Raw genomic sequence first — 26,921 nt, 5'->3', positions numbered from 1 at the left:
TTCGCCGATCTACCGTCGTGACTTGCGCCACGCTGTTCAGGTTTATCGGGCTTCCGCCTGCATGAACTCCGCACCCGACTCGCGCCGAATGGTTCGCCATGCTGAGGACTTCCCGCCGGGCTCCGTCCCTGAATTCCTGGTCCGAACCGAAGTTCGGGTTCAGTTCCAGCGGAGCCGACCATCAGTCACCGCCATCTTCCCGTTTCGGGAGGACTGCGTCTGACTGACAACCGCCGCACCCGCTTTGACTTGCGCCATGCGCTGTACTGCGATTTAGTCGCCGTGACCGGCAGAACGCTTTCGCAATCTGCCCGAGCTGCCCATCTTTCGATTGCTGCTCGTGCGTTCCATTTCTGGAGCGCCGTGTTCGTTGCAATCACTGTTTCCAGCACGACTGCAACTTGCCTTTGGCTTACGCCATCGGCTCCGGCAACCTGGCTGCGATCCGAAGCTTTCGACTGCGCTTGCGCACAATCAAACCCTTCGTCCACAGTGCTGATCACTTCTGCCTGCAGAATCTTCAGGAGCGCCTCAGGTTTCCCCAGTGCACCTCCCGCATGAAATCCAGCTTGCGCCGAACCTCATGCTCGCAGGCTGGCGAACTCACTCAGCTTTCGCCGAGCTTGTTCTCACAGGCTGGAGCGGTGAAGCCTCAACCCATGCTCAACCTGCCGGACTTTTCAGATATCGGCAACTTTCATCGCCGATGTTCCTAGCATCGAAATTCGCAATCTTTTGAACTGCGCTTCCGATGCGGAGCCCGCTGGCTTCCGGAGTCGAGCGGTTATTTGCCACTCGATCCTTGCACCCGGTCAGCAGCTTTCGCCGCTGCTCGTTTGCTCACCCGTCTGCATCATCGATCACAGCAACAAGTTGCGTTTCAACTTTCGTCGATCTGCAACCGGCCCTTGTTCGATCAGAACTCTCGGCTTCGTCTCGCGTCAGAACAGCCTTGCGACTGCCCTTCTCCGACGGAACTGCGGGTTCCAATCGATGTTTCAAGCATCCACCTTCTTGCGAAGGCCTCAACTTTGAAACTCAGGCTCGAGCGATTCAGGACATCTCACGCTCGCGTGCAAGTGAATTTACTCCTTTGGCGGATAGGCGCAAGAGAAATAAACCTCATTTTTGTGATTATCCTGTTCAAAACTTGTCCATGTTGTGGAGTCGGGTGGATAAGGAAGAGCGTCGCGGAAGGCAGCACAACTTGCGGTGCAGAAATTTTGTTGGAAGATGATTTGATCGCACGAACTTCGGTGCATCTTCCGCGCAGAAACCACGCACAGAAGCCTGGAAGACGTGGATTTAGAAGCCAGATCCTCGACTGTCGGCATTCCGGCTCTGGGTTGCGGCAATTTGCAAAACCATAACGAGGCGCCATCCGGCTCGGGAAAGTGCTGAGATAGAAAGCGCAACCACAACGAAGAGCACCGCGGAAAACGTACGCTCCACGTGGAGCGCAGGGCTAACAGACTGCCTTTGCCGCTCTGGCCGCTGCGACTGTTGGTTCGAGATCGTGCGAGGAGACCGTGGCGATTTGATGATCGGCAAAAAACGCGATGACCGCGATGCGATAGCTCTTCCACCGTGTGAATTGATCTTCGGTCACTCCAAAGGTGTGGGCGTGCTCGGCGCAGGACAAGGATCTGGGCTGCGCGATTGGTGGCTTTACACGAAAACGTCTCGCGCCATGCAATGACCAGAAGGCTAGCCAAATGACAAAGCAAGCTGCAATTAAGACAAACGCTCTCAGAGGATCCCAGAAATCGAGCCATTGCGGAGCTCTTGTGCGTGTGAGCGCAAACATGGGAGGACTGAAATAGTCGTATAGCAGCCTTATTCCCTCACGCATGGATTGGGCGATCGCAAGCCAAGCGATACCAGTCAGCACGAGATCCCGAAATAAAATCCAAAAGGGGACTTGCTTGGCGCGTATCAGTGGAGGTGGCGATACCCGAGGAGCACTGCGGTTCACGCAAGACCTCGATCGGGACTTGCCCATGTGCCTTGAGGCCGGTACATGCGCACGATAGCCCTTGGTAGTCCAGCCACGGCAGTTATCGCCTGCAGCATCCAGAAGAAGACTGGATACCAGGAGAGCCACATGATGGTTCGAAGAAGCCCTTTCTCGAATCTGCGCTCCAAACCTAGCCCAATAGTTGCTTGCAATAAATACGTGCTCGTCAGCACCGCTCCCCACCAGGCCGGAAGCAGGCTGACTTGAGGAAAGCCGGTATTTACATGGATACCGATTCGTTCCATTAGCCAGAGGCTAAGCGCGGTCACAATGGTGAAGGACCAAAGCACGCTGACGATGTAGTTTCCCCAAACGAGCCAAGCCCGCCAATGTTTTGGTGAAAGCAGCCGGCGAGCCGACATGAGAACGGTCTGTGTTCCTCCTTCCGACCATCGCAAGCGTTGTTTCCAGAGACCTCGCAAAGTCTCCGGCATGAGAATCCAGCAGATGGCGTTTGCCTGGTAAGTAATTCGCCAGCCTGCAAGCTGAATGCGCCAACTTAATTCGACATCGTCGGTGACCGTTTTGGAGGACCACCAACCCGCATCCTGCAGTGCTCGTTTGCGAAAGGCGCAAATTACGCCCGAAACGGTAAAAACCCATCCAAACAGGCTCTGTGCGCGTTTGATAAGCCCAACGATCGTGCCGTATTCACCGACTTGCAACCTGGCCAGAACGGTGGATCTATTTCGTATTCGTGGATTTCCCGTTATGGCGCCAATCGAACCATCGGAGAGAAATTTTGCGACGATCCAGGTAAGCGCATGGACATCCAGTAATGCATCGCCATCGATGCAGACGAGAATCTGGTTACGTGCGAGCATTGCCGCGCAATTGAGTGCCACTGCCTTTCCCTGATTGCTGGCCAGGTGTACGACGCGCATACATTCATAGCGTCGTGCGAGATCATTCAAGATGGCGCCGGTGTTGTCGGTGGATGCATCGTTGATCCCGATGACCTCGTAGTCGGGATATTGCAACGCCGCGAGCGCGGTGAAGACCTCCTCTGCATTCGCCGCTTCGTTGCGGCAAGGCACCAGAACGGAGACCCCCGGATAGGAAGCGAGCTGAGGAGGCTCGCCCGGTGGTGGCTGATGACGTTCGCGAAGCCAGCGATACAGTATGCCGCCGGCCATCCAATACCAGGCCATGATGAACGGATAGCCGAAACAGAAAGATTGAATCGCGTGAACTGCACTTGGCGAAAACATTCAGAACCTTACCGGAAATGAACTAGCTGATACGGCGCGCGCGACCGAGGCAGCCGGAGGGTTGTCACCGATCATGTCGTCACTCCATCCGATGAGGCTTAGACCGTTTCTCTGAAAGATGCGAGTAACAGCAATCAAATCGGAAGAGGTGGGAGCGCTAGAAGCTTCGATCCAAACGCCCAGGCGTCGGGGAAAAAAATCAGGCGATCCTTCAACTTTCTTCAAGCGTTCGATCAGGCGAGCCGCTTCTTTGGGCTTGCTGGATGCGGCGATCAAGGTCATATCCGCAACGGAGCTGGGGCCGGTCAAAGTCTTATCCGCCGTGAGCACCGCCAGACTCAGCCGAGGCCGCTCCTCCTCGACCACTCGGAAGCATCGAAGAGCCAGTGCATCCGATGGATTCAAGGTGCTGTACTCCACAGCATCGCGTCGCTTTCGCACCTGCCAGGGCGTTTCATCTTCGGAAGCGGCTCGCGTCCTTATTCCGATTAGCTGAGGCACATCCTCGAGCAAGAGGCCATCGATGGGAGCGGATTCGCCGAAATCTCGGAACAGGGCGAGAACGCGCTCCGGGTCCTTCAAAGTTGCGAGCGCGGCCCCCACAGGGAGTCGTCCGAAAACTTCGACTCCAGCACGTGTGTGCATTTGCCAGGCGATGCGCGAAAACACGTCGCCACGCACAGCCAGGTTAGGGGTGGGAAACCATGCCCCACTCAGCGCGCCATCCGCACCTGATGCTGCAGCCTCGATGATGATGGAAGTAGCGCCGATCGTGCGGACTCTTTCGATCGCGCGGCCCAGGCGACTCTCGAAGTCGGGGGCATCGGCACTCCAGAGTGTGGATGGATCTATTCGCACCAGACGCTGCACCGATGGAGGCTCGTTGAGCGATCGCAGATCATTGGCAATGTTCTTGAAGTCGAAATCTCTGGCCACAAGATATCGGGCAATCGCCATCGGTTTGGAAGCATCAGCCGGTTCGGAATCCAGAGTTAGAGCAAACCTGAACCCCGCTTCGAAGGCAACATTCTCAGAAGCAACCGTGTATCGCCCATAAGGCCAAACCAGCGCTCGTGGTGACTTCCCTAACTCCCGTCTCATCACAGCTGCGGATCTGGCCAAGTCTTCCCGGATGCGAAGACGGTATTCCGCTTCCTGCTCGTATCCCAAAATGGGATCGTACTTGCGAAAGCCTGCGGCCGGGAGTTCATTGCCCTGCGGATTTGCCAGGATTCCATGGTGCAGGTCATAGCTATGAGAGGCGAACTCAACCAGTCCGCTGCGCTGCATCTCACGAGCTTGATCCCAGGAAATGTAGCGCTTGTGCGATGGATCGCTCTCGATCCAACTTCCCACGACGGCTGCTACCGCCGGCATTCGGTAGGCAAGCAGAAGTGGGAAAACCCTGGTGTAAACACTGCGATAGCCGTCGTCGACGGTGATTAGGACGGCACGATTCGGCAGCGGTCGGTTAGCTTTGACGGCAGCTTCTACGTCGTCCAGAGAGATGGCGGTCCAACCGTTACCGCGCAGGAATTCGAAGAGAGCTATCAACCGTTCGCTGGTGATCGCATCGGCGTCGAGGTCCTCTTGCTTGTCCACGATGTCGTGGAGCGCGATACACACAAATCGAGAGCCTCGCCCTGCGCTGAATGCAGGAGACGACAACAGCGCAAGCAGGGCCGCGAGTAGAGCGATCCGCTTCATAGACTCAACCTCTTGTTCAGCCCGGCGACAATCCCTACATCGTGGACCGGCAGTCCGTCGTAAACGCGCCGGCCAAGGTCAACGCGGTAGTGAATCTCAAAGCCAGACTGCAGCTCGAGGGTCTGCTGGTAGCGAATCTGCGCAAGCCAATCAGGGCGGTAATGTGCTTCCCAATATGGTCCGGCGCCTATCGTGAGGCTCTGTCGAAAGCTTCTCTCATATCTCCGCCAGATGAGGTGATTCAGCTCCAGGCTGAGGTTTGCAGAGGCATCGTGCGCGGGATTGAAGTAGGGCGCATCGAATCGCGTGTTGTGCGAAGCGTAAACTTCGGGACGAATGTTGAGCTTCAGATGAGGCCTGTCAAGCACTCGACGAAAGAATGTGAGACTCCCTTCGACACGCTGGTTTCCGTCCGAAAACGAGAACGCCCCCACCCTTCCCGACGTGGCAAGTGATTCGTTGGCTGTGAAAGACGTCTGAAAGCTTCCTCCGCTGGCCGTGATGCCGTGGAGCACAGCCCGCAATGGCGTTTCGCTCGAATACAGTTCGCCATCGCCGGAGAAGCTCCAGTGATCGGTAGGTTCCCACGTGCCCGCAAGAGTTGCGCCCGCCCGAGAGAGGGCTCCGGCGTTATTCCAGGCAATTGCTTCGAGGGTGAAGTCGGACCACTCTGCCTCTGCTCCAGCGCCGTAGCGGACTCGATGAACCGGCCCTTCCTCAGGCTTTGCGGAGAAATAATCAAATGCGCCGAGTGCGCGCCACCTTTCCGCAAAAGGCGAGGAATACACGCGAACATTGGTATTGAAATCGGACCCAGGACGATTCGCAGCGCTGCCGCTTTCGTGATGGGCTTCGGTGTCGAACTGGATCTCCATGGCGTCGTGCATGCCGATGTCGCGTACCAATCGCTGAACTGCGGCATCCCCGGGAAAAAGGGAATTGAGTTCTTCTGCGCGTCTGCGCGCCTCGCGGAAGCGCTTCCGCCGCAAGTCGGAATCTGCCACGGCCACCTGTATGCCTCGGTCATCCGGGGCAATCTCCGCAGCGATGTTGATTTCTTCGTCGGCCCACCGAGGCCAGCCTCTGTCCGCCGCAACCGAGCCGAGCGCAGACCGCAAATAGCCTGCCCCCGGTGCTCCATTCGCTAGTGGCTTTAATTGTCTCCATGCATCGGAATCGATGTTCGCGTAGTAGCGTGCCTGGCCCCCCAACACCTGCGCGTCCAGCCAGTCCGGATTTGGAACTGGGCGCGGCAGTTGGCGTAGACGGATTCCGGGCTCCTGTCCTCTCGTCAGCTCTTCAGTAGTTGCGAAGGCTGCGTGAAAATCTTCCGTTTCGATTTGGGAATAGAAGAGACCCTGTCGCGCATTGCGATTGCTCGGGTCGGCTGCGAGGACTTCGCGATAAGCTCTCAGCGCTTCCTCTGGATGACGAAGCGCCAGGAGCGAATCGGCCTCCGCTTCACGAACGTAGGGCGGCAGGGAGTCTCCGGCTTCGCGTAATTCCTCAGCGGCTTTCACGGCATCGCTCCAGCGCTCCCGATTGCGCAAGGCCAATACGCGATCGCGTTTCAGCCGGAACACCAGGCCCCGATCGGCTGGGTGCATGGATTCGGCGTCCCGAATCAGAACCTCCAGTCTGCCAATCGCAGCATCGGTTTCCTCAAAGCGCCTTGCCGGCTCCGGCGGTTCGAAGTTTGCTCCCCAACGCACCATCGCCGCGGCTTGGGCCGCTTGAATTCCTGGATCGGGAATCGTAGACAGCGATGCGGCTCCATAGGGAGCATTCAATTGCATGAGGATGCTGCTCATCGCGGCTGAAATGCCTGCTTCTTTCGGAGCGATCTCCTGAGCAGTCGCATATGCTCGAAGAGCCCCGAAGCGATCGCCGGCAGCTGACGCGAGATCTCCTTCCAGCAGGACATTCAGAAGCGTCCATGTTTTCTGTTCAGGAAAGCGGCGAAGTCCTTCGTGTGCCAGTCCCTGGGCGATTCCAAAGCGCTGCTGATCGCGATAAGCACGCGTCATGGCGAGCAGCACATACTCGGGAATCTGCGTTACCGGAGTTCGTTCAAAGACGTCGGTGGCTTCCCGGGGCCGCTTCGCCCAGCTCAGGATGACGGCCAGGTCGAGTGCCGCACCGGTATCGCTTCTGTTGTTTGCCACGATAGTCTGCAATGTGCGAATCGCATCGTCAGTGTGGCCGTCCCGTGCCGCCCGAACAGCGTCTTCCCGACTCTGTCCAGGCGCTCTCGTCATCGGCAACACCACAATCATCAACAGCGTGAGCGTTTGCAGAGAGCGAATGATGGAGAGAACGCCAGTACATTTCCCGTCGCGTGAGAGTTCTCCCTTTAGCGGAAAGCAGGCAGGGTACCGGAAGCGGACAGGGATGTAGCTGAGCACGCATGGCATCAGCGGCTAAGCGTATTTATGGCCTGCGTGTAGCGGTACTGCTAAATGTGATAGCGTCGGCATATTTGCGCGCAAAGAACGCGGGAATAGCGGAAGGGCGGCACAGCAAATGATCCTCAGCTAACTAACATAAACGGCTGCTAAAGCTCTCGTTTAGAAATGCCGAGTGTACGCGGCGATTATCGTGTAATCCGCAAAAGCAGCATCGCCGTGCGTGTGGTTCAGAATGTCAGCGGTGCTGATCTTGCGGTTGCGCTCCATCGCCCAGGGCGCGCTCACGTTGAGTGTGTTGTTGCGATACGAGTAGGCGAGTCCAGGCTCGATCGAGATCACATAACCCGGACGGCGGAATCCATCGCTGGCGCCGAACGCGTCACGCACGGGCACACCTTCCATACGTCCGCCGAGGCTTAGCGCAAGGTTGCGAACTTTAGGAACATTGTGCGAAAAACCGCCGCGCCAGAGGTATTGATCCGTGACTGACATCACATCCTCATGAGGAGCGCTGCGGAAGGTTTTTACGCCGTTGGTGTCGCGCGGATTGAACAGCCATGATCCGGTAAAGTAGAGCATGGTGTGGAAGTACGTCTGGCGGAAGGCCTGCGTTCCCAAAGTGAAACCCCAGCTTCCGTCGCCGGGCTGGATCGATTGATCGAAGTTGCGAACTTGCGTGGTGCCGCTGGAAAGAATAGTCGTGCCTTTCGCGTCGTCGATGCCGGTCGGCATCTTCAGTGCGAACGATAGCGCTACGTTGCCATGACTCTCTGTCGGAGGACGGAAGATCCAGGTCTGTACGCCTGCGGTGATGTCTCCGATTCCACCCGCGCGATAGACGTTCACGTTGCCTTGCTGATGGCGTGTCGCCGTGAGTCCCGGGATATCGCCGATGATACTGAAACGGGGCGTGAGCTGATAGTTGAACGACACGTCGTATAGATTCACGTGGTTCTGCACTTCATTGTGCAGCGCCGCGCGCTGCGCCTGGTAGTCGGTGCCAACGTAGTGCGCGTAAGAGCTATAGGTGCGGAAGCCGATTGTGACTGTCAGATTGTGGAGCTTGTCGGCGAAGCCATCGCCATGGTGTAAGGATTGCATTTGGTCAGTCGGCGCCAATCCCGAGATCAGTGGCTGCTCGGTATGCGCGGCTACACATCCCTGGCCCAGGGCCGAAATGGAACAAAGCACCAGAGTCAACGTGCATGTAGCGATGGCAACACGCTTCGATACGGTTAAAGAACGGCTTCGATTCATGACAGTCTCCAATGCGTCAAGCAAACAGCCGGCGAGGGGAAAACGCGATGGAGAAGTAAAGCGTGAGTAGCATTCGGCGGCAATAATTCAAATGCATTATTGGGACGGCGTGTACATTGGAATCCATGCCGATCACCCTCCGCCGCGTGCATGCAAGCGCTGTCTGCATGGCGCTGTTTCTTTTCAGTTCGTCAGCGCTGAGCGCGAAGAGCATAAAGAAGGTCACGCTTCGAGATCTGGGCGGCAATAAAGTCCGGCTCGCCGACTACCAGGGCCGAATTGTTGTCCTGAATTTCTGGGCTACGTGGTGCGCTCCGTGCAAGGAAGAGCTTCCGCGTCTGGGAAAGATTGCGAGCCACTACGCCGATCGCAACGTCGCATTCATTCTCGCTTCGATCGATGAACAGAAAAAGGAGCCTGCCGTTCGCGAGTATGTCTCAGAGCACGGAATCAAGTTGCCTGTGTTCACCGGAGCATCGGTCGATCTGCTGGAGCAGCTTGCCGGAGTAAACATCGTTCCGGCTACGCTGGTGATCGACGAAAAAGGCGAAATCATACGCGCGATCAATGGCGAGGCTCGTGAGGAGGACGTGAAAGAAGCGGTAGATTGGCTGCTCAGCGGGCGGCAAGGTGATCCGCCGAGTGCGCGTGTGAAGCGATATTAGGTGCGTTTTTACCACGGAGACACCGAGGACACGGAGGGGAAAGGGTTTCTAGTTTCAGGTTTCGACCAAAGCAAGATCCGGCACGAAGGAAGGCGCTTGCGCCTCCCGAATTGGATTGGGCTTCCTGATTCTCTGTGGTCTCCGTGACTCCGTGGTGAAAAACTCGGCCTGATCGGCAATCAGCCGCGCGTCTTGGCGATTTCGGGAAATTCGCCTTGGTCTTTGGCTTCTTCCCGTTCTGGTTCTGCGGGCACTTGCTGTGCTTGCAGGTGATATTTCGTTAGGCCGTCGCGCAGCATCTCGAAGCCTTCCTCCGGCGTGTCGACGAAGCAGAAGAGATCTTTATCTTCGGGAGAGATCGTGCCGGAATCGACCAGAACGTCGAGATTGAGTACGCGGTTCCAGTATTCGCGCCCGTAGATGAGCACGATGATCTTCTTTGCCAGTTTTTCGGTCTGCGCTAGGGTGAGGATTTCGAAGAGCTCGTCCAGCGTTCCAAATCCTCCCGGGAAGATCACGAGCGCCTTCGCCAGATACGCAAACCAGTACTTGCGCATGAAGAAGTAGTGGAACTCGAAATTGAGTTCCGGCGTGATGTACCGATTTGGGAATTGCTCGAAGGGCAGGCGGATATTCAGGCCGATCGTCTTCCCGCCGGCCTCACTGGCACCGAGGTTTGCGGCCTCCATAATTCCCGGACCGCCGCCTGACGTAACCACAAAGCGATGCCGCTTGGAGTGCAGCTTCATCGACCACTTCGTCAGCAGAAACGCGAGGCGCCTTGCATCTTCGTAGTAGCGCGCCATCTCGACTGCAGCTTTTGCCCGCTTGAGCTTCAACGAATTTTCTCGTCCGTGCAGTGCTCCATCGAGCGTGGCCGGTTGTTCGTGCTCGGGAGCGGGCGTTGCTGCGCCGGGCTTTTCGAGTAGCTGCAGGGCGCGCTGAGCCGAATGCAGATTGGCGAAGCGTGCGGAGCCGAAGAACACGACTGTGTCCTGGATGCGCTCGCGACGGAAGCGCGCCAGCGGCTCGGAGTATTCGGCGAGGATGCGCAGTGCGCGTCCTTCAGGGCTGTTTAGGAATGCCGGATTTTCGTAAGCCAGTGGCGCTTTGGCTAGGGGCGGTTTGTCGTCTTGTGTCATCGGATACCGGTCAGCAGGAAAAATTCAGGACTTCAAGATTACAGGATGCATGCAGCGGAACGCGTCTTAGCGCCGGTCGCGATAGTGAACGGCTTCTGAGATTCCGATCCAGAGATCGAGGATGCCGATGCCGGTGACCAGACCGCGGACGAATCCTGTCCCAATCAGCCAGCGCAGGTTCGGGAAGTCGCTGATCAGGCTGTTTTCTGTCCATTGCGGCAGCCAAGGCAAGGCGGCGAGGATGAATCCGATCCAGCAGCAGATGATGACCGTGCTGATGATCGCCAGGCGCTGCATCCAGATCGGCGGTGGAGCTTCCGACGGAGCGGGCGAAACCAGGGCATTTGATGCCTGAGCTTCAGTGGCCACTGGTCCCTCCATCTTGGTGGCGAGGTTCCCGTCGGACGATGCTGCTGCCGGAAAATTCAGAACCTTGGCCTCGCGATCCATAGTCCTGATTGTAGAGCATCTACTTACTCAGGCTGCGGATACGGTCGGCTACGTCGCGATAGTCGATATTCGCGCCGTATACCTGCATAAAGTTGTCGAGAGCAGCTTTCTTATTGCCGGCAGATTCGAAGGCGTTGGCCATGTCGTAGTAGACGGCCAGGCGGCTGTCTTCGTTAATTCCTCTGACCGTTAGTGCCCGCTCATACCAGCGGATCGCCGCCTGCGGAGCGCCTTTGTCCACCAAGCACTGTGCCAGCCAGGTGTAGGCCTGGATCGGCTGCGAGAATGAGTGCCCGTTGTCGAGCGAGCGGCAGACCTTTTGCAACTCGCCGATCGCTTCGTCAAGCAGTCCCATCTCGCGGAAGGCGACGCCAAGGTTGTAGTGAGTCTCGGGATCGTCAGCTTCGGCGACCGGCTCTTCCACCTCCTCTTTAAACTCGTGCAGAAGATCGGAGAGCATGGAGCTAGCTTCGTCGCTCATCGTAGCCGTGGCCGTGTTTGCGGTCGGCTGTGGCCCCGCTGCGACTGCAACGGGCTGAGGCTCTGGTGCTCGCGCAGCCGTAGCTTTGGCCGCGGCTACTGCGGGTTTGGTCGCTGTGGGTGGCGGAGCTATGTCGCCGAGCGCGTCTTCCAGATCGGAGAGCAGGCCCGAAAGCGGATCGTCGGCGACCGCCGGAGGTGAGGCCGCAGCTGCTGCCGCAGCTATCGTTGCTGTCTTGGGCTGCGCAGGCGCAGGTACGACCACTGGCTTCGCTGCTGGTTTTGGAGCTTCTGCCGGAGTGGGCTCCGCGAGAAGATCTGCAAATACCTCTTCTTCCTCGTGCGTTGGCTGACGAGGAGCTTGCGGGGCCGGAGCTTTTCGAACTTCCGGTTCCGGAACAGCGATGGGCGCGGCTTCGGCTACGTGCTTCGCAGGTGCAGCTTCAACCGGAGCCGCTGCTGGAGCCGCGGCTTCCACCAGCTTTGATTTTTCACGTAACTCGGCCAGAGCGGGATGATTCGATGCGCTCGACTCCAAGCGGGCAATCGCCGCTTTCGCTTCCGCCAGCATGCCCTGATCGATGTAGAAGCGAGCTTCCTCGGCGATCTCGTCAGGGGAATCCTGGGCGGTGACTTCCTGCACGGATGCCGTCGGCGCTTCGACTGTGAGCATGTCTTCCCAGTCGCCGTGCTCGGCCTCGGCGTGCGCCGCAGTTTGGGCGTGAGCTGGAGCTTCGGGCTGAGCCGGAGCTTCTGCTTTTGCGGGCGCTTCTTGCACCGGAGCAGAAGCAATCTCGAATTCCGTGGCCGCGGCAGCTTGCGGAGCCGGCGTTTCGACTTCTGCATTAGTAACGGATGAGGCTTGGAACGGGATGGGCTCAACCGGCACTACTTCGATCGCGGGAGGCGGGGGAAGAGGAGCGTCGACCGGTGCCACGGCAGCACTTGGCACGGCTCCTCCTGCCTGCTGCTCGTATCGTGTCGCGATGTCGCGGAACTGCTTGGCCTGATCGGCATTGCCGGCGACACTATGTACTTCCGACAACACTTTGCAGCATGCGGCAGCATCGGCAAAGCGACCGAGCCTTGCGTACAAGGCCGCGAGGCGCTGGCGAACGCGGACGTCGTTCGGCGCCTTTGAGAGAACTTTCTCCAAGGGAACGACTGCCTTGTCGGGGACGTTATAGCTCGCGAAGAGCTCAGAGTCGGTGAGCGCGGAGGTGATCTCCTCGGCTAGATCGCGCGAATATTCCTGAGCAACGGCAGGCGCGCCCTCAAGCTCATCGAGCATGAGCGCCTGGCCGCCCTCTTCGCTGGAAAGCTCACGGGTGGCCGAGTCTGTCCCCATTCTGGAAACGATCTGTTTGTAATTCTGGTCGTGGAGGGGATTCTCGGGCTCGGCTTGCGCGAGTTCCTGATAGAGATCCGCGGCCGCCTGTAGCTCGCCGTGCTGCACATAAACGTTGGCCAGTAACTCCTGCACTTCGCGAATGGCGTGAGCGGGAGCATCGGACTTGCGCAACAGAGCGAGCATCGACTGCAGGGAGGCCTCGTTTTCTTTGATCTTGGAGACGAGCGCAGTTAGCTTGTCGAGAAACTCCTGCTTATTTTCTGCGAGAAATTTGTCGGCGCATTTTTCGTACAGCGCTACCGCCAGATCGGAACGGTCGGCAGCGAGCAACGCTTCGGAATAGGAGGCAACCACGGATGAGTCGTGGTGAGCCGTCACCAGCTTGTCGACAATCGGTTCCGCTTTATCGAACTCACCGCTCTTTATATAAGCCTGCAGTAGTGGTCGCAGCGCTTCGGGGCGCGTGTCGAGGTCCTGCAGCTTCTCCAGGTTGGAGATGGCGGCGTCGGACTTTCCGGAGGTCACGGCCAACTGTCCGCGAAGCAGCAGAGCAGGCTCGTACTTGGGATCGATTTTTAACGCGTGCCGCAGGGCTTCTTCGGCCTCTGCGGTAGATCCACGCTGAAACAACGCCTGCGCGGAATGAAAGTAAATGTCGAGCGCTTCCTGATTTCTGCCGAGCTTTTGATAGAGATCCGCGACCTTGGTCTGCATCGCCGCGTTTTCCGGATCAAGGTCCAGCATCTTCTTCAGAATGCCGGCGGCGCTCTCTTTGTCGTTGTTCTTTAGATACTGATCGGCGACCGTCATGTACTGGGCGCGAGCATCGTTGTAGAGGCCTTGCTGGGTGTACAGATCGCCCAGGCGGACCAGCGCATCCGGCGTGGTCGCGCCAAGCTTCGTCAACTTCTTGTACATCGCGATGGCTTTTACGACGAAACCATCGGAGGCGTATGCGTCTCCAACTTTTCTGAAGAATTCTGAGGCCCTGTCGTTGCGGCCCAGACGGGCGTAAAGATCGCCGATGGTGTTGAGGACCGTGAGGTCCTTGGGATCCTGCTTCGAGACCTTTTCGTATTCGGCGATTGCGTTCTGCAGCTTGCCTTGCTGCACGTACTTCTCAGCGGCGCTGAGGATCTTCGCTTTATTGAACGTAAAACCGAGAGCCATAATCGATGGGCAGCCATGCCGCGCAGATGTGTCGGGACCGGACCAAGGCCCAAAATTGACACACGATCAGCGCGGACTCCGTAAGTTGGGCTAACGTTACCACACTCATCGTAAGGCCTAAATTGGTCAGGCTCTTAGTTATACGAGGGAAACACCTGATTACCACCGGGTTGCTCCTGCCGGCCGTTCCACCACGGAGACGCGGAGTCACTGAGAAAAGAACTGATGGGGAAGGAACCCGCGAAGCGTCCTTTTGGCCGAAGGCCGACTGCCAAGAGCCGACAGCCCGTTTTTTTCTGGATGAAATCTCCTGCTTCCGAGGTTTAAGCGGTATAGAAAACCAGCTCCTCGATCGTGCCGTTCCAACCAGGGCTCGCGCATCGCGCGGCCGAGGAGTTTGTTGTCGAATTCAAAGCGCATTGAGGAGTGTATGGCTACTGTTTCGCCCTGTGTGCAGGCTCCCGGAATGCAGTCAGCGGAAGTCCCGCGCGAGTACCCCAAGAAGATCGTGATTCGGTCGCAGAGCCGAATTTTTCTACAGACTGTGGCGGATATTGACTATCTCTCCGCAGCAGCCAACTACGTCCATATTCATTCTGCGGGACAGGTGTTCCGCATTCGCTCGACCATAAACGCGATTGAGCAGCGGCTGGATCCGCAGAAGTTCGGACGCGTGCATCGCTGCACGATCGTGAACCTAGATCGCGTGAAGGAATCGCACGCTCTGCAGCGCGGCGACTACCTCCTGGTTCTGCAAGATGGATCGCAGCTCAAGATGAGCCGCCGCCATCGCAGTAAGCTGGAAAAGCTGCTTCCCATTGCTTCGCAAGGAAAGCATCTGGTGAAATACGGGAGTGACAGTAAAGAAAACGGACTGGCTGCGGCAGCTTCCGTCGGTGGACGAACTTCTTCGTTCCTCCGCAATTAGCGAGTCACTCGAACGCGAGGGCCGCGTGGCTACTGCTGACGCGGTCCGCACCGTTCTCGATCGTCTCCGAAAGGAGATCAGCTCCGGCAGTATCGATGGGAGCCGAGCGCAACTTGCCATCGATGGCATTCCCGACGCAGTTGAACGCGAGTTGCGACGGTCGCTTGGCTATTCGCTCCAAAAAGTCATCAATGCGACCGGCGTAATTCTTCATACCAACCTCGGACGTGCACCGATCTCCCGCGAGGCTCTGTATCACCTTGTCAGCATCGCCTCCGCTTACTCCAATTTGGAATTTGATCTCGATTCGGGAGAGCGCGGCAAACGCGATGTCCATGTACAGAGACTCTTCGAGCGCCTGCTCGATGCCAATGCTTCTGCAGAAGGAAAAACCAGCGAGTCCAAGCTCGAAGCGATCGTCGTAAACAACTGCGCGGCCGCGGTTCTGCTCGCGCTGAACACACTCGCTGAAGGTGGTGAAGTAATTGTGTCGCGCGGCGAACTGGTGGAAATCGGCGGCTCGTTCCGCGTGCCGGAGATTATGGCCAAGTCCAGCGCGCAGCTTCGCGAAGTCGGCACCACCAACCGCACGCGTCTTTCCGACTACGAAAAGGCAATCACACCGAATACGCGCCTCCTGCTCCGCGTTCATCGCTCTAACTTCGCAATGATCGGCTTCACCGAGCAGCCTTCTTCAGCAGAGTTAGCGCAATTAGGACGTAAGCATCGCATTCCCGTTATGGAAGATCTCGGAAACGGTCTGTTGGTGAACCTCGCGTCGGCTGGCGTGCAGGGCGAGTACGGTCTGCATGAAGCGCTTGCGATAGGAATCGACGTTGTGTGCGTGAGCGGGGATAAGCTTCTGGGCGGTCCGCAAGCCGGCGTAATTGCAGGACGGCCGGAACTGGTAAAGCGAATGCGCTCGAACCCTCTCTTCCGGGCACTGCGCGTCGACAAACTCACGTACGCAGCTCTCGAGGCCACGCTCCTCGCTTACGTTCGTCAAGATTATGAAGCGATTCCAACTTTGCAGATGATCTACGCTCCGGCGGACGGGATTCGCAGTCGCGCCGAAAACTTTCTGCATGAACTCAACGCAATCGCCGGATGCAAATTTCAGGTGATGGAAGGCAAGTCTGTCATCGGGGGAGGAACGGCGCCGACGGCGACTCTGCCGACATTCGTGATTTCAGTCTCTTCCGAACGATATAGCCCTGAGGAGTTGTTGAGCAGATTGCGAAAACAGTCTCCACCTGTAATCGCGCGCATCGAAGCCGATCGCCTGCTGTTCGACTTGAGAACTATCTTTGTCGAAGACGAGCGAGCGTTGGCAGCATCTCTTGTCAGCGCCTTGTCTTAGCATGGATTTTTGCTTTAAGCGAGCAGACCTTCCCAGACTCCGCAGACCAAAGCTTCGTTTCGCACTCCGAATCTCACGGTTTCATTCGAACGGAAGTCGTTGTCACGTTCATCACGGACGCATATAGTGTGCGCGCGAGGTTAGAACGTGCGCGCACATTCCAAATCTATCGTTCTAGCTGTTCTGATTGTCACAACTGCATTCCTGCACGCGGCGGAAGCGCCCCGCGTTATCCAGAAAGATGGGCGCTGGGCACTGCTGGTCGATGGTCATCCCTTTCTCATTTTGGGAGGACAGATCCACAATTCCAGCGCCTGGCCTTCGGAACTGCCGCAGGTGTGGGACTCTCTCGCAAAGCTGCACGCGAATACGGTTGAAGCGCCCGTGTACTGGGAACAGATGGAGCCTCGCGAAGGTCAGTTCGATTTTGGGAATGTCGATGCAATTGTCAAGGGAGCGCGCGAGCACAACCTTCATGTTGTCCTGCTCTGGTTTGGAACCTGGAAGAACGGAAACATGCATTACGTTCCCGATTGGGTGAAGACCGACACCAAGCGATTCCCTCGGGTGATCAATAAAGACGGAGAGCCGATCGACGTACTTACTGCCAACTCAAGAGCAACCCTTCAGGCGGACAAAGCGGCGTTCGTTGCGCTGATGCGTCATCTGAAAGCTTTGGACCAGACCGAGCATGCGGTGTTGCTCGTGCAGGTGGAAAACGAGTCGGGAATTATCGGCAGCGTGCGCGATTTTTCTCCCGCAGCAAACGCGCAGTTTGCCGGACAGGTTCCATCGGACTTACTGAATGTCGTTCATAAATCTGCGGGCACATGGAGCCAGGTGTTTGGAGCAGACGCGGATGAAATGTTTCAGCTTTATCACCAGGCGAAGTATGTAAATGAAATCGCGGCGGCCGGCAAAGCCGAGTTTGCTATTCCGCTCTACATCAACGTATGGCTGAGTTACCCGCCCGCCGAGTTACCCGAGAGGCGCATGGCCATTCCTGGAATTCAATATCCGAGTGGCGGAGCAGTGCAAAAGTACGTCGGGCTCTGGCGCGCGTTAGCTCCGGCCACTGACATGATTGGTCCCGATATCTACAACAGCGAGTCTGGTATTTATCGCGACGTGCTGCACGCTTACGCCCGACCCGATAATCCGGTCTGGATTCCGGAAACAGGACGCAGCGACGATTTTGCCAAGTTCCTCTTCTACGCTCTCGGAGATGGCGCGATCGGATTTTCCCCATTTGGAATTGACCACCCCGACGGCGACATTCCTGGAAGTGAACCTCCTAAAGCTCATGCGCGCAACTTCGCTCTGCTCGGTTCCATGAGCAACGAAATCGCTCAGTGGAACTTCGATGGAAAACTCAAGACCTCTGTCGAGGAGCCAGGGCAACCGCAACAGGAAATCGATTTTGGCAGCTGGCAAGCGACCGTTTCTTACGGCTTCCCTCAACGCGATGGCCGCCGTCCGCCAGGCACGAGCGATGCCCATGGTGTGGCACTCATCGCACAGCTCGGGGCCGACGAATTCCTGTTGACTGGCGTCGATGCCAGCGTCAGCTTCCACCTTCCCGGCAGGCTTCCGGGATTGCGAATGCAGGTTCTCTCTGCTGAGCAGGGAACCTACGAGCAAGGACAGTGGAAAGGCCTTCGCCTGTGGAATGGCGACGAAACAGATCGCGGCCTCCGTTTCCACGAGCAGCCTGAAGTAGTACGGGTTCGACTAGGCAGATTCTGAGCAGGCGTTTAGAGCATTTCCAAGTTAGCGGAACTAATACTTACACGTGTGCTCCTTGATTTTGTCCTTCCCCATTTCGCGCGCGCCAATCTTTATTTCGTGCGGCTTGTTGCGGCGTGCCGCATACCTGTTGGCACGCCCGTCAGGACCACGGCTGAAGATGCCGGTATCACAGACCATGTGCAGTTGTTGCCGCTGTGGATCGTCAGAAAGCCAGCCGATGATGTTGGTCGTAATGTAGCCGCCGTGGTTGTATCTCTCGGCGCTGATGACCGTAAGTGTTAATGGATAATCGTCGGCGGCCAGCGCAAGCACTGGAGAAAGTAGAAAGGCGCAGAGCAGTAGCCGTTTCATGGTTGGAAAAAATACGCCGCAGCAGAGCTATAGGGCAAGCTGTTTAATGGAACCAGAACAGCCATGCAGGAATCTAATGGGCATGAACTCGAACGACAGACTTGCAGGCCAGATTAAAACCGTGATTTTCCAGCACAGCGAAACCAACAGGAATCCAATCAGTAATGCCGCCATAGGTAAACGCCTCGGCTACGATGTGCAGGTGGTCGCCAAAGCCACTGCGGAGTTGTTTGACCGCGCTTACATCGAACGCATCGCCGATGGTTGGCGCTGGAAATATGAAACGCCGGATAGTCCTACGGTGGAGGTTGCAATTTAAGCCTGCCGGAACGTATTTGGCATAACGTGGCGCGATCCGTCCGGTTTTAACGGACTATCGTATTGAAAAGACGTAAGTTGTTGATTCCGCATTCCCGTTTTGAATTGCCTCCCAATTTCCGTGCAGCGGGGAAGCTGATACTCCCGATCGGGCTTACGATTTGCCCAGTCTTTACCTCGCTGACAACCTCAGCGTGGTAACCTCGATTCGATGTCGGCTCCGGATTCCCGCTTTGTTCGCGCTTGCCGCCGGCAGCCGGTGGATGTGACCCCCATCTGGCTCATGCGCCAAGCTGGGCGCTACATGCCCGAGTACCGGCAGGTCCGAAAACAGCACTCGATCGTTGAGATCTGTAAAACTCCAGAACTCGCTGCGGATGTGACCATCACCGCAGCCGAACGATTGGGCGTTGACGCGGCCATCATCTTTGCCGATCTGCTGCTCCCCCTCGAAGTCATGGGCTTGGATTTCGAGTTCGTAGAAGGCGATGGCCCGAAGATCGCGCATCCTTTGCGCGATGCGGGTTCCATAGCGCAGCTCAAGACCGATCGCGCTTCCGAACTCGGATACGTAGCCGAATCCCTCCAGATCGTCGCGCGCCATTTTGCCGAGCGGTTGCCAGTGATTGGGTTCTGCGGCGCTCCATTCACGCTCGCCAGCTACATGATCGAAGGCGGAGGATCACGCAACTATGTGCATACAAAAAGCCTGATGTACCGCGACCCAGAAGCCTGGAACGAACTCATGCGAAGACTGATTCGCGTGCTCTCTCCGTTTGCTACGGCCCAGGTTCAGGCAGGAGCAGATGCCATCCAGGTTTTCGATAGCTGGGTTGGCTCTCTCTCGCCTGCCGATTACTCCCGGTTTGTCCTCCCGCATACACGAACCCTTATCGCGGAATTGAAAGCCACCGGCGTGCCAGTGATCTATTTCGGAACTGGCACGGCAACGCTGCTCAATGAGATAAAACAAACGCGCGCAGAGGTGATCGGCGTCGATTGGCGCATTCCTATCGATGAGGCTTTCGAGACGCTCGGCAATAAATTCGCTGTTCAAGGCAATCTCGATCCCGTAGCGCTTTTTGCTCCGGAAGCCGATCTGCGCAAGCAGGCACGAGAAGTTTTGAAATCAGCAGCGGGAAGGCCCGGATACATCTTCAATCTCGGCCATGGAATCCTTCCCGACACTCCGGTGGAAAATGTTCTCGCGCTTGTAGACGAAGTACACTCCTACAGCCTCAGCCGCAAACGTTCGGGTGCTCCCATCGCGGCGTATTGATTATGGGCAAAACTGGAGTCTTACTGCTCGCGCACGGAACTCCGGACAGCGTGTCCGACGTCCCAGCATACCTGCACAATGTAACCGGTGGACGCCCTGTTCCCGATTCGGTCATTGAGGAAGTAAAGCATCGCTATGGACTCATCGGACGTTCTCCGCTCACCAGCATCACCATGCGTCAGGGCGAGCTTCTGTCCGAATCGCTCAAGATGCCGGTGTACGTCGGCATGCGTAACTGGAAGCCATACATTGCGGATGTTGTTGCCAAAATGCTTGCTGATGGCATTAGCTCTGCCGTCGCGCTCTGCCTCGCCCCGCAGAATTCCCGTACCAGCGTTGGACTCTACCGCAAGGCGCTGGAAGGCGCTGCCCACGGCATCGCGATTGACTTCATCGAGTCCTGGCATGAGCACTCTCTTCTTATTAATGCCTTTGCTGAAAAGCTCGAAGCTGCGCGAGCGAAGTTTGGCACAGACATTCCCGTGATCTTTACCGCCCACAGTGTTCCGGCGCGAACCATCAGCGACGGCGATCCGTATGAACAGCAGGCGAGGGAAACCGGAGCTCTTGTGGCGCAGCGTGTGGGACTGCCGCACGGTCGCTGGACATTTGCTTTTCAGAGCCAGGGAATGTCGGGAGGGCCGTGGATTGGCCCGACGGTAGAGGAGACGATTACGAAATTAAAACATGCCGGCAACTCCCGCGTGCTGATCCAGCCTGTGGGCTTCGTTTGCGATCATGTTGAAGTGTTGTATGACATCGATATCGCATTCCGGGACCTTGGCTCTCGTATAGGCGTCGATGTTGTGAGGACGGCATCATTGAACGACTCGCCGGCTTTCATCGCTGCTTTGGCGGATTTAGTAACGAGCCGGGGAAGAGCGAACACGAAGGTCACGAGGGCAACGGCAGAGGTCACGAAGAACGCCCTGTAACGCTCATTTTTGCCGACAATTTCTCGTCTAAGCTAATCTGGTCTTTCCCGACCAATTCACCATGATTCGCGTCGCCATCGTCGGCGGAGGTATCTCCGGGCTTACTGCCGCCTTTTATCTCGAGCAGGAGCGCCGCAAAGGAGCGCCGCTCGAGATCGTCGTCTTCGAGTCTGATTCGCGTTTCGGAGGCGTAATTCGCACCGAACGCGTCGAAGGCTGTTTGGTTGAGGCTGGACCTGATTCTTTCCTGACGTCGAAACCCTGGGCACGAGAACTCTGCGACGATCTGAGGCTGTCGGGCCAGCTCATCGGATCGCGCGATGCCGAACGCAAAACCTACGTTTTGGTTCAGGGGCGTTTGGAGGAGATTCCGGCGGGACTTCAGATGATGGTTCCGACGAAGCTCGCGCCCGTTCTCCGCTCGCGGTTGTTTTCGCCGAGCACAAAGCTGGCGATGTTGAGTGAATATCTGCTTCCTCCCGAGCCTCTCGGCGTCGATGACGATGAAAGCGTCGCCAGTTTCGTTTCGCGGCACTTCAATGCCGAGGTCGTGGACCGTCTTGCCGACCCGCTGCTCTCAGGGGTCTATGGTGGAGATGCTTCCCGTCTCAGCGCGCGCGCCACGCTGCCGCAGATGGTTGAATCCGAGGCGCGACATCGCAGTCTTGTCCGAGGCGCGTTGGAGAGCCGAAAAAATCACAACCCCGGCGGAACGCCACCTTTATTCACCTCGCTCCGCGAAGGTATGCAGCGAATCATTGATTCCATCCTGCGCCAGTTCCCACGCGAGACACTGCATGCGTCCTCGACCGTAGACATGCTGCGGCCAGGCAGTTCCGGTTGGAGCGTCACCAGCGAAGGCGCGGAAGAAGAATTTGATCACATCATTCTGGCTGTCCCGCCACACGTCACGGCCAGGCTTATGAAGGAGGTTCCCGGATCGGAACGGCCAGTCGAAATTCTCGGCGAGCTCTCGTCGACGTCCGCGGTTACGGTCGCCCTTGGCTACAAACGCGCCGACTTGCGCTTGCCTGCAGGGTTCGGCTTTCTCGTTCCTCGCAGCGAAGGTAAGCGCGTGATGGCATGCACGTTCGTCCATAACAAGTTCGAGAATCGCGCTCCCGAGGAGATGGCGCTCTTGCGTGTCTTCCTCGGCGGCGCACGTGATCCAGAAATCCTGGAGCTTAGCGAGCACGGAATCCTCGAGTTGGTCCGGCGGGAGCTGCGCGAGATTCTGAACATCCAGACTGAGCCGCGTTTCGCTCGCGTCTACAAATGGCACAACGCCATGCCGCAGTACGAAGTCGGACACCTTTTGCGCGTCGCCAGCCTGGAGATGCATATGCAGCGCTTCCCCGGCCTGCATCTCACCGGGAATGCGTATCACGGAATCGGCATTCCCGATTGCGTTCGCATAGGGCGCTCGGCGGCCGATGCCATCATCAGGAGAATGAGGTCACAGTTAGTGACTTATTCGTAATTGTTTGTTCTGTCATTCCGAACGCCAGCCTTTGGCGGAGGAATCCCTATCGTCTTCCAAGACGTTTCCTAAAGCGCGGTTTCTCGAAAGCACCTGCGGCCGGCCTCGGCCGGGTTTCGGTTGATGAGTTCGTACTCGACGTAAAGTGAAACACTGCGGTTCTGGTATCGGAACCGAAACCCGCGCGAGGGCGCGCGTCGGTCCGTCCGGTTGGGCAACAACGGCCACTCAAGATTGGGCCAGCAGATTCGGCCATTCTCAAGGGTTTCTTCGTGCTCTCCGTGTCCCCGTGGTGAGAAATGCAGGTTAAGCGCATGGCTATCTGTGGGGATTCCTCTCTCCTGCTCACGCAAATTGCGCGTGAGTCCGCCGCGGCGGACTCGGAATGACAGAACAAGAACGCAGCGCAATATCATTAACTTTAGGGGACCACATGCAAACCTTTGAACGCTCGCCGCTCGAATCCGGCTTTCTCGTTGCTGGCGAGTGGATCACCGCTGGACAGCGCGTCGAAATCAACTCGCCGTACACTGGCAAACCGATCGGCAGCACATGGCTGGGAACGGAGAAAGATCTCGAACGCGCGATTTCAGCTGCTGAGACTTCCAGCGCCGAGTTGCGGCAGATTCCTGCCTACAAGCGCAAAGACGCGCTGCTCAGCGTCGCCGCAAAGATCCGTGAGCACAAAGATACCTTTGTTCGTCTGATGACGCTTGAAGCAGGCAAGCCGGTGAAAGCTGCGCGCGCAGAAGTCGATCGCGCGGTGCTGACCTTTACCACCGCGGCTGAAGAAGCGGTGCGGATTTACGGCGAGTACATGCCGCTCGACTTCATTCCTGCGACGGAAGGTCGATGGGGCATTGTCCGTCGCTTCCCTATCGGTCCGATTGCAGCCATTACTCCATTCAATTTTCCGATGAATCTCGTTGCCCACAAGCTGGCGCCGGCGATGGCAGCCGGATGTCCGGTTGTGCTCAAGCCTGCTCCACAGACCCCGTTCTGCGCACTCTTGTTAGGCAAACTCATCCTCGAATCGGGATGGCCTGCCTCGTCGTTCAGCATTTTGCCCTTGAGCAACGATGACGCCGCGTCGCTCGTCGCCGATGAACGCATGAAGCTGCTCAGCTTTACCGGTAGTGCCAAAGTGGGATGGCAACTCAAGCGTGATGCCGGTAAGAAGCGTGTCGTCCTGGAGCTCGGAGGCAATGCTGGGGTCATCGTTCACAACGACGCGGATCTCGACTATGCCGTCGCACGCTGCACATCCGGAGCATTCACCTATGCCGGCCAAAGCTGTATCTCGGTGCAGCGCATTCTCGTGCATGCCGACATCTTCGACGAGTTCACGGCCAAGATGGTCGAGGCTGCAGCAAAGTTGCGCGTCGGCGATCCTTCGGACGAATCGACCGATGTTGGACCTATGATTCGCGGCAGCGATGTCGAGCGGGTTCAACAGTGGATCAAGGAAGCAGTTTCCGCCGGAGCCAAGGTTCTTTGCGGCGGAACGACGAAGGGTCCTTTGATTATGCCGACGCTCCTCTCAGCCACCACTCCAAAGATGAAAGTCAATTGCGAAGAGATCTTTGCTCCAGTCGCAACCATCGAGCCGTACGAAGATTTCGACGACGCCCTCTCCCGCTCCAATGATTCCCAATACGGTCTTCAAGCGGGACTATTCACCCACGACTCCCGCCTGATCTTCCGCGCCTTTGACCGGCTAGAAGTGGGCGGAGTGATCGTCGGCGACGTGCCGACATTCCGCGTCGATCCCATGCCCTACGGTGGAGTAAAGGACTCGGGTCTCGGACGCGAAGGCATTCGCTATGCGATTGAGGAGATGACGGAGAGACGGTTGCTGGTGATGGCCTGATTTTCCCTTCGTCATTCCGAACGCCGGGTTTTGGCGGAGGAATCCCTATGATCTTCGAGAATCTTTCCTTAAGCCCTTGGAAAGTCCATAGCCATTCCTTACTCCTGCTCACGCGAACTGCGCGCGTTAGCCTCCGTTCGGAAACCGAGAAATAGCTCTAAGGAATCGACGTAAGCGCCCGCTGCACCGGTTTCGGCAGAGTTACCGGAATAAAGTAGCCTTTGGGATACAGGTAATCCTCTCCAGATTCGTCGACTATTCTCAGAAGTTCGTGCGCCGCAGCTTCTTTGTCGGCGAACACCCGATACACCTTGCGCAGTTCCAGCGAAGCCGGATAGTCGGCGTTTTTGATGCAAATTGCAAAGCCCGCCTTAGCTTGCGGGCGGCTCATGGAGGAAACGTTTGATTTTGAATTCTTTCTTGCCAATGCCCTGCGCTTCATACCAATGGAGCTCCGCTACTGCTTGGGTACTGTCCGAAAGCTGAATGGTCGCGCTTCCCTTTGAGTTTTTTCCATCTTCCTCGCTCATAGGCTTTTCTGAGCCGCCGTAATTCTCGATTGTGGCTTGCCGAGAGCAATGACTTCGATCGAGCGGATTGCGCCAACAATCGTGAAGTCAGCCACACTATGATCCATTGCTCACATTGTCTTCTGAGTTCAAGCAGCGCTCAACTAAAAACCCTCGTCAAGACCAATTGTGGTCACAGCGCGAATCTTTCCTCTATGCTGTTACCAGCATGAAAACGGGGACTCATTCAAATGGAATCCGTAATTACTGCTAAAGGGCAAGTGACAATCCCCAAAGCTATCCGCGATCACCTTCGGTTGAAGCCGGGAGATTGCGTGAAGTTCTTCGTGCATCCTGATGGTAGCGCGGTTATCTTGCCGAAGCTTCCAGCAACGGCGTTGCGCGCCATGTTGAGGTCTGGAGGTCGTCGGGCTATTTCTCTCGAGCAGATGGAGACAGCGATGAGAGATAGTGCCACCCGCAAAGTGCCGGCTAGGCGACGTTGATGGGGCTCGATACAACATTCTCGATTTCACTCAGCGCCCAACAACACAAGAGTCGCTCCTCTTCTTTCCTCTTCCGGTTCGCCAGCAAAAAATTTTCTGCAAAAAATTTTGCCAATTGCTTTGCAGAAAATTTTCGCCTGTTATAATTCTCCGTTTTATTCCTGATTGTTGCTGCTGTCATAAACGTTCAACCGGTGCACTCCTATAAAGCTGACGCGATGTGCGCGGCTCGTGCCCCTTACATAAAAGTCAGGACACGTTTCGATGCCACAAGTTTTTAACCGAGGTGCCAACGGGCTTGCACGCATGAGCCTCGTCATTCTTGGGCTTGTCGTCACCAGCCTGGCGCTTACTCTGAATGAATTGCAGCGTTCGCCTTACGTCACACGCGAGGGCGAGCGACTCGAGCAGCCGGTGCCTTTCAGCCATCAGCACCACGTGTCCGGCCTCGGACTCGACTGCCGTTACTGCCACACCTCTGTGGAAAATTCCAATTTTGCAGGAATTCCGCCAACTAAAACGTGCATGAATTGCCACTCCGAGATCTGGACCAACGCCGACATTCTCGAACCTGTGCGCGCCAGCTACCGCAACGGCACTCCGATCTGGTGGACCAAGCTGCACGATTTGCCCGACTACGTTTATTTCAGTCACGAGATCCACATTAATAAGGGAATCGGCTGCGCCTCATGCCATGGCCCAATCGACGAGATGCCGCTCACCTATCAGCACGCAAGTCTGCAGATGGAGTGGTGCCTCGACTGCCATCGCAATCCGGCCAAGAACATTCGTCCGGTAGGCGACCCGATTTTCAATATGGGTTGGAAGGGCCCGAGCACGGCAAGTCCGGTGTTCTGCGAAGATGGGACGGGAAATTGTTCCCTGGATGGCCCGTACTATCAGCTCACCGGCCAGCCGATGCAGCACTGGAAAAAATTCGAAGATCAGATGTCGTTGGGCAAATACTTGGTGGCGCAGTATCACGTGCGTACTCCAAACGAAATTCAAAGTTGCGAAACCTGCCACAGATAAAACGGAGCCGCCTGCGGTAGTGGGCGGCGCAGTTTGGCAAATGGAGAAGTTGATTTAGAGACAGACATGGAGAATCACCCCGAGTTGGTGCAGATCAAGGCCTCGCCAACCCCGCACAAAACCAAACTAACGCTCCAGCAGGTACGCGAGCGGCTCTCCGCCTCAACAGGCAAGAAGTATTGGCGAAGTCTGGAAGAGCTGATCGATGAACCTGGCTTTGAAGAGCTTCTCGAAAACGAATTTCCCGCAGGCGTCGCTGAGCTGAGTCGCGCCGAGGATGGGCTTTCACGTCGCAACTTCCTCAAATTGGCGGGAGCGTCAATGGCTCTCGCGGGACTCTCCGCCTGCACGCGTCAGCCAGCCGAGGCCATCGTTCCCTACATTCGTCAGCCGGAAGATCTCATTCCGGGAATTCCGAAGTTCTTCGCGACAACGATGCCGTTTCCGACTGGCGGCATTCCGCTGCTGGTGAAGAGCAACGAGTTTCGTCCGACGAAGATCGAAGGCAATCCGCAGCATCCAGCGTCGAATGGGGCGACTGATGTCTTCGCGCAGGCTTCGGTCCTCGATCTCTATGATCCTGATCGCTCGACGAGTTCCAGCTATCGCGGCGAGCAGCGCAACTGGGGAGATTTTTCCCAAGCAATCCTGGCTTACAAGGTAAGAGCCGCAGCTTCGGGTGGCGCAAGTTTGCGCTTCTTAAGCGAAACCGTTATCTCTCCGACGCTCGCCTCGCAGATTCAAGC

The 26,921-nt window shown here is 56.9% G+C and carries 23 protein-coding genes; 13 read left to right on the top strand and 10 right to left on the bottom strand.

The window, feature by feature from the left end; all coding sequences use genetic code 11:
- Window positions 1–1,540 precede the first annotated feature (1,540 nt).
- Window positions 1,541–1,699, top strand: coding sequence for a hypothetical protein (locus VFU50_01350; protein HEU5231475.1), 159 nt, complete (start codon window positions 1,541–1,543; stop codon window positions 1,697–1,699).
- Between the two features lie 272 nt (window positions 1,700–1,971).
- Here the strand turns inward: VFU50_01350 and pgaC are convergent, their stop codons facing one another.
- The 4 genes from pgaC to VFU50_01330 form a co-directional block, all read right to left on the bottom strand.
- Complete coding sequence (gene pgaC / locus VFU50_01345; GenBank protein ID HEU5231474.1) at window positions 1,972–3,228, bottom strand: poly-beta-1,6-N-acetyl-D-glucosamine synthase; 1,257 nt, start codon at window positions 3,226–3,228, stop codon at window positions 1,972–1,974.
- Entirely contained in the window at window positions 3,229–4,935 is a 1,707-nt protein-coding gene (gene pgaB, locus VFU50_01340; protein ID HEU5231473.1) for a poly-beta-1,6-N-acetyl-D-glucosamine N-deacetylase PgaB, read from the bottom strand.
- Complete coding sequence (pgaA, locus tag VFU50_01335; GenBank protein HEU5231472.1) at window positions 4,932–7,193, bottom strand: poly-beta-1,6 N-acetyl-D-glucosamine export porin PgaA; 2,262 nt, start codon at window positions 7,191–7,193, stop codon at window positions 4,932–4,934. The genes pgaB and pgaA overlap by 4 nt, the downstream gene beginning before the upstream one ends.
- 309 nt (window positions 7,194–7,502) lie before the next feature.
- A complete protein-coding gene (locus VFU50_01330; GenBank protein ID HEU5231471.1) occupies window positions 7,503–8,600 on the bottom strand; it encodes a hypothetical protein in 1,098 nt (365 codons plus the stop codon).
- Between the two features lie 125 nt (window positions 8,601–8,725).
- Here VFU50_01330 and VFU50_01325 point away from each other — a divergent pair, with 125 nt between their 5' ends.
- Window positions 8,726–9,265 carry a TlpA disulfide reductase family protein gene (locus tag VFU50_01325; protein ID HEU5231470.1) on the top strand — a complete coding sequence of 180 codons (540 nt, stop codon included), beginning with the start codon at window positions 8,726–8,728 and terminating at the stop codon, window positions 9,263–9,265.
- A gap of 179 nt (window positions 9,266–9,444) precedes the next feature.
- Here VFU50_01325 and VFU50_01320 read toward each other — a convergent pair whose 3' ends face one another.
- From VFU50_01320 to VFU50_01310, 3 genes are all read right to left on the bottom strand, one after another.
- The gene (locus VFU50_01320; protein ID HEU5231469.1) at window positions 9,445–10,407 is read right to left on the bottom strand and encodes a TIGR00730 family Rossman fold protein; all 963 of its coding nucleotides are present in this window, start codon (window positions 10,405–10,407) and stop codon (window positions 9,445–9,447) included.
- A gap of 66 nt (window positions 10,408–10,473) precedes the next feature.
- Window positions 10,474–10,857 (bottom strand): hypothetical protein, encoded by a 384-nt coding sequence (locus tag VFU50_01315; protein HEU5231468.1) that lies wholly within the window; start codon window positions 10,855–10,857, stop codon window positions 10,474–10,476.
- Between the two features lie 19 nt (window positions 10,858–10,876).
- Window positions 10,877–13,858, bottom strand: coding sequence for a tetratricopeptide repeat protein (locus VFU50_01310; GenBank protein HEU5231467.1), 2,982 nt, complete (start codon window positions 13,856–13,858; stop codon window positions 10,877–10,879).
- A gap of 430 nt (window positions 13,859–14,288) precedes the next feature.
- On the opposite strand from VFU50_01310, the gene VFU50_01305 reads away from it, so the two are divergent.
- From VFU50_01305 to VFU50_01295, 3 genes are all read left to right on the top strand, one after another.
- Window positions 14,289–14,786, top strand: a complete 498-nt coding sequence (locus VFU50_01305) for a LytTR family DNA-binding domain-containing protein (protein ID HEU5231466.1) — start codon at window positions 14,289–14,291, stop codon at window positions 14,784–14,786.
- Window positions 14,713–16,146, top strand: coding sequence for an L-seryl-tRNA(Sec) selenium transferase (gene selA, locus VFU50_01300; GenBank protein ID HEU5231465.1), 1,434 nt, complete (start codon window positions 14,713–14,715; stop codon window positions 16,144–16,146). Before VFU50_01305 ends, selA begins: the two co-directional genes overlap by 74 nt.
- Window positions 16,147–16,293: 147 nt before the next feature.
- The gene (locus VFU50_01295) at window positions 16,294–17,892 is read left to right on the top strand and encodes a DUF5597 domain-containing protein (protein ID HEU5231464.1); all 1,599 of its coding nucleotides are present in this window, start codon (window positions 16,294–16,296) and stop codon (window positions 17,890–17,892) included.
- A gap of 33 nt (window positions 17,893–17,925) precedes the next feature.
- Here VFU50_01295 and VFU50_01290 read toward each other — a convergent pair whose 3' ends face one another.
- A complete protein-coding gene (locus VFU50_01290; GenBank protein ID HEU5231463.1) occupies window positions 17,926–18,246 on the bottom strand; it encodes a hypothetical protein in 321 nt (106 codons plus the stop codon).
- 82 nt (window positions 18,247–18,328) lie between these two features.
- Between VFU50_01290 and VFU50_01285 the strand changes: the two genes are divergently transcribed.
- The 5 genes from VFU50_01285 to VFU50_01265 all read left to right on the top strand — a co-directional run bounded on the left by VFU50_01285 (window position 18,329) and on the right by VFU50_01265 (window position 24,128).
- Window positions 18,329–18,565, top strand: coding sequence for a hypothetical protein (locus tag VFU50_01285; protein HEU5231462.1), 237 nt, complete (start codon window positions 18,329–18,331; stop codon window positions 18,563–18,565).
- 210 nt (window positions 18,566–18,775) lie between these two features.
- Window positions 18,776–19,843 (top strand): uroporphyrinogen decarboxylase, encoded by a 1,068-nt coding sequence (gene hemE / locus VFU50_01280; protein HEU5231461.1) that lies wholly within the window; start codon window positions 18,776–18,778, stop codon window positions 19,841–19,843.
- A 2-nt stretch (window positions 19,844–19,845) separates the two neighbouring features.
- A complete protein-coding gene (gene hemH / locus VFU50_01275) occupies window positions 19,846–20,778 on the top strand; it encodes a ferrochelatase (GenBank protein ID HEU5231460.1) in 933 nt (310 codons plus the stop codon).
- Between the two features lie 61 nt (window positions 20,779–20,839).
- The gene (gene hemG / locus VFU50_01270; protein HEU5231459.1) at window positions 20,840–22,258 is read left to right on the top strand and encodes a protoporphyrinogen oxidase; all 1,419 of its coding nucleotides are present in this window, start codon (window positions 20,840–20,842) and stop codon (window positions 22,256–22,258) included.
- Between the two features lie 433 nt (window positions 22,259–22,691).
- The gene (locus VFU50_01265) at window positions 22,692–24,128 is read left to right on the top strand and encodes an aldehyde dehydrogenase family protein (protein ID HEU5231458.1); all 1,437 of its coding nucleotides are present in this window, start codon (window positions 22,692–22,694) and stop codon (window positions 24,126–24,128) included.
- 157 nt (window positions 24,129–24,285) lie between these two features.
- On the opposite strand, the gene VFU50_01260 is transcribed toward VFU50_01265, so the two are convergent.
- A complete protein-coding gene (locus VFU50_01260) occupies window positions 24,286–24,519 on the bottom strand; it encodes a hypothetical protein (GenBank protein HEU5231457.1) in 234 nt (77 codons plus the stop codon).
- Complete coding sequence (locus tag VFU50_01255) at window positions 24,500–24,658, bottom strand: hypothetical protein (protein ID HEU5231456.1); 159 nt, start codon at window positions 24,656–24,658, stop codon at window positions 24,500–24,502. Before VFU50_01255 ends, VFU50_01260 begins: the two co-directional genes overlap by 20 nt.
- A 230-nt stretch (window positions 24,659–24,888) precedes the next feature.
- Between VFU50_01255 and VFU50_01250 the strand changes: the two genes are divergently transcribed.
- The 3 genes from VFU50_01250 to VFU50_01240 form a co-directional block, all read left to right on the top strand.
- Entirely contained in the window at window positions 24,889–25,143 is a 255-nt protein-coding gene (locus tag VFU50_01250; GenBank protein HEU5231455.1) for an AbrB/MazE/SpoVT family DNA-binding domain-containing protein, read from the top strand.
- Window positions 25,144–25,407: 264 nt separating this feature from the next.
- A complete protein-coding gene (locus VFU50_01245; GenBank protein ID HEU5231454.1) occupies window positions 25,408–26,175 on the top strand; it encodes a cytochrome c3 family protein in 768 nt (255 codons plus the stop codon).
- Window positions 26,176–26,241: 66 nt separating this feature from the next.
- Window positions 26,242–26,921 (top strand): TAT-variant-translocated molybdopterin oxidoreductase (locus tag VFU50_01240; GenBank protein ID HEU5231453.1); only part of this gene is annotated, 680 nt, incomplete at its 3' end.

This window comes from Terriglobales bacterium (assembly GCA_035764005.1).
Taxonomy (GTDB): Bacteria; Acidobacteriota; Terriglobia; order Terriglobales; family Acidobacteriaceae; genus Gp1-AA112.
Note: the sequence above shows the minus strand (reverse complement) of the source record. Positions and strands in the feature narration are given on the sequence as shown.

Excerpts from the sequence above, each read along its gene's own strand:
- VFU50_01350 (HEU5231475.1), top strand. The coding sequence starts at position 1,541 with ATGATCGGCAAAAAACGCGATGACCGCGATGCGATAGCTCTTCCACCG.
- pgaC (HEU5231474.1), bottom strand. The coding sequence starts at position 3,228 with ATGTTTTCGCCAAGTGCAGTTCACGCGATTCAATCTTTCTGTTTCGGC.
- pgaB (HEU5231473.1), bottom strand. The coding sequence starts at position 4,935 with ATGAAGCGGATCGCTCTACTCGCGGCCCTGCTTGCGCTGTTGTCGTCT.
- pgaA (HEU5231472.1), bottom strand. The coding sequence starts at position 7,193 with ATGACGAGAGCGCCTGGACAGAGTCGGGAAGACGCTGTTCGGGCGGCA.
- VFU50_01330 (HEU5231471.1), bottom strand. The coding sequence starts at position 8,600 with ATGAATCGAAGCCGTTCTTTAACCGTATCGAAGCGTGTTGCCATCGCT.
- VFU50_01325 (HEU5231470.1), top strand. The coding sequence starts at position 8,726 with ATGCCGATCACCCTCCGCCGCGTGCATGCAAGCGCTGTCTGCATGGCG.
- VFU50_01320 (HEU5231469.1), bottom strand. The coding sequence starts at position 10,407 with ATGACACAAGACGACAAACCGCCCCTAGCCAAAGCGCCACTGGCTTAC.
- VFU50_01315 (HEU5231468.1), bottom strand. The coding sequence starts at position 10,857 with ATGGATCGCGAGGCCAAGGTTCTGAATTTTCCGGCAGCAGCATCGTCC.
- VFU50_01310 (HEU5231467.1), bottom strand. The coding sequence starts at position 13,858 with ATGGCTCTCGGTTTTACGTTCAATAAAGCGAAGATCCTCAGCGCCGCT.
- VFU50_01305 (HEU5231466.1), top strand. The coding sequence starts at position 14,289 with ATGGCTACTGTTTCGCCCTGTGTGCAGGCTCCCGGAATGCAGTCAGCG.
- VFU50_01290 (HEU5231463.1), bottom strand. The coding sequence starts at position 18,246 with ATGAAACGGCTACTGCTCTGCGCCTTTCTACTTTCTCCAGTGCTTGCG.
- VFU50_01285 (HEU5231462.1), top strand. The coding sequence starts at position 18,329 with ATGAACTCGAACGACAGACTTGCAGGCCAGATTAAAACCGTGATTTTC.
- hemE (HEU5231461.1), top strand. The coding sequence starts at position 18,776 with ATGTCGGCTCCGGATTCCCGCTTTGTTCGCGCTTGCCGCCGGCAGCCG.
- hemH (HEU5231460.1), top strand. The coding sequence starts at position 19,846 with ATGGGCAAAACTGGAGTCTTACTGCTCGCGCACGGAACTCCGGACAGC.
- hemG (HEU5231459.1), top strand. The coding sequence starts at position 20,840 with ATGATTCGCGTCGCCATCGTCGGCGGAGGTATCTCCGGGCTTACTGCC.
- VFU50_01265 (HEU5231458.1), top strand. The coding sequence starts at position 22,692 with ATGCAAACCTTTGAACGCTCGCCGCTCGAATCCGGCTTTCTCGTTGCT.
- VFU50_01260 (HEU5231457.1), bottom strand. The coding sequence starts at position 24,519 with ATGAGCCGCCCGCAAGCTAAGGCGGGCTTTGCAATTTGCATCAAAAAC.
- VFU50_01255 (HEU5231456.1), bottom strand. The coding sequence starts at position 24,658 with ATGAGCGAGGAAGATGGAAAAAACTCAAAGGGAAGCGCGACCATTCAG.
- VFU50_01250 (HEU5231455.1), top strand. The coding sequence starts at position 24,889 with ATGGAATCCGTAATTACTGCTAAAGGGCAAGTGACAATCCCCAAAGCT.
- VFU50_01245 (HEU5231454.1), top strand. The coding sequence starts at position 25,408 with ATGCCACAAGTTTTTAACCGAGGTGCCAACGGGCTTGCACGCATGAGC.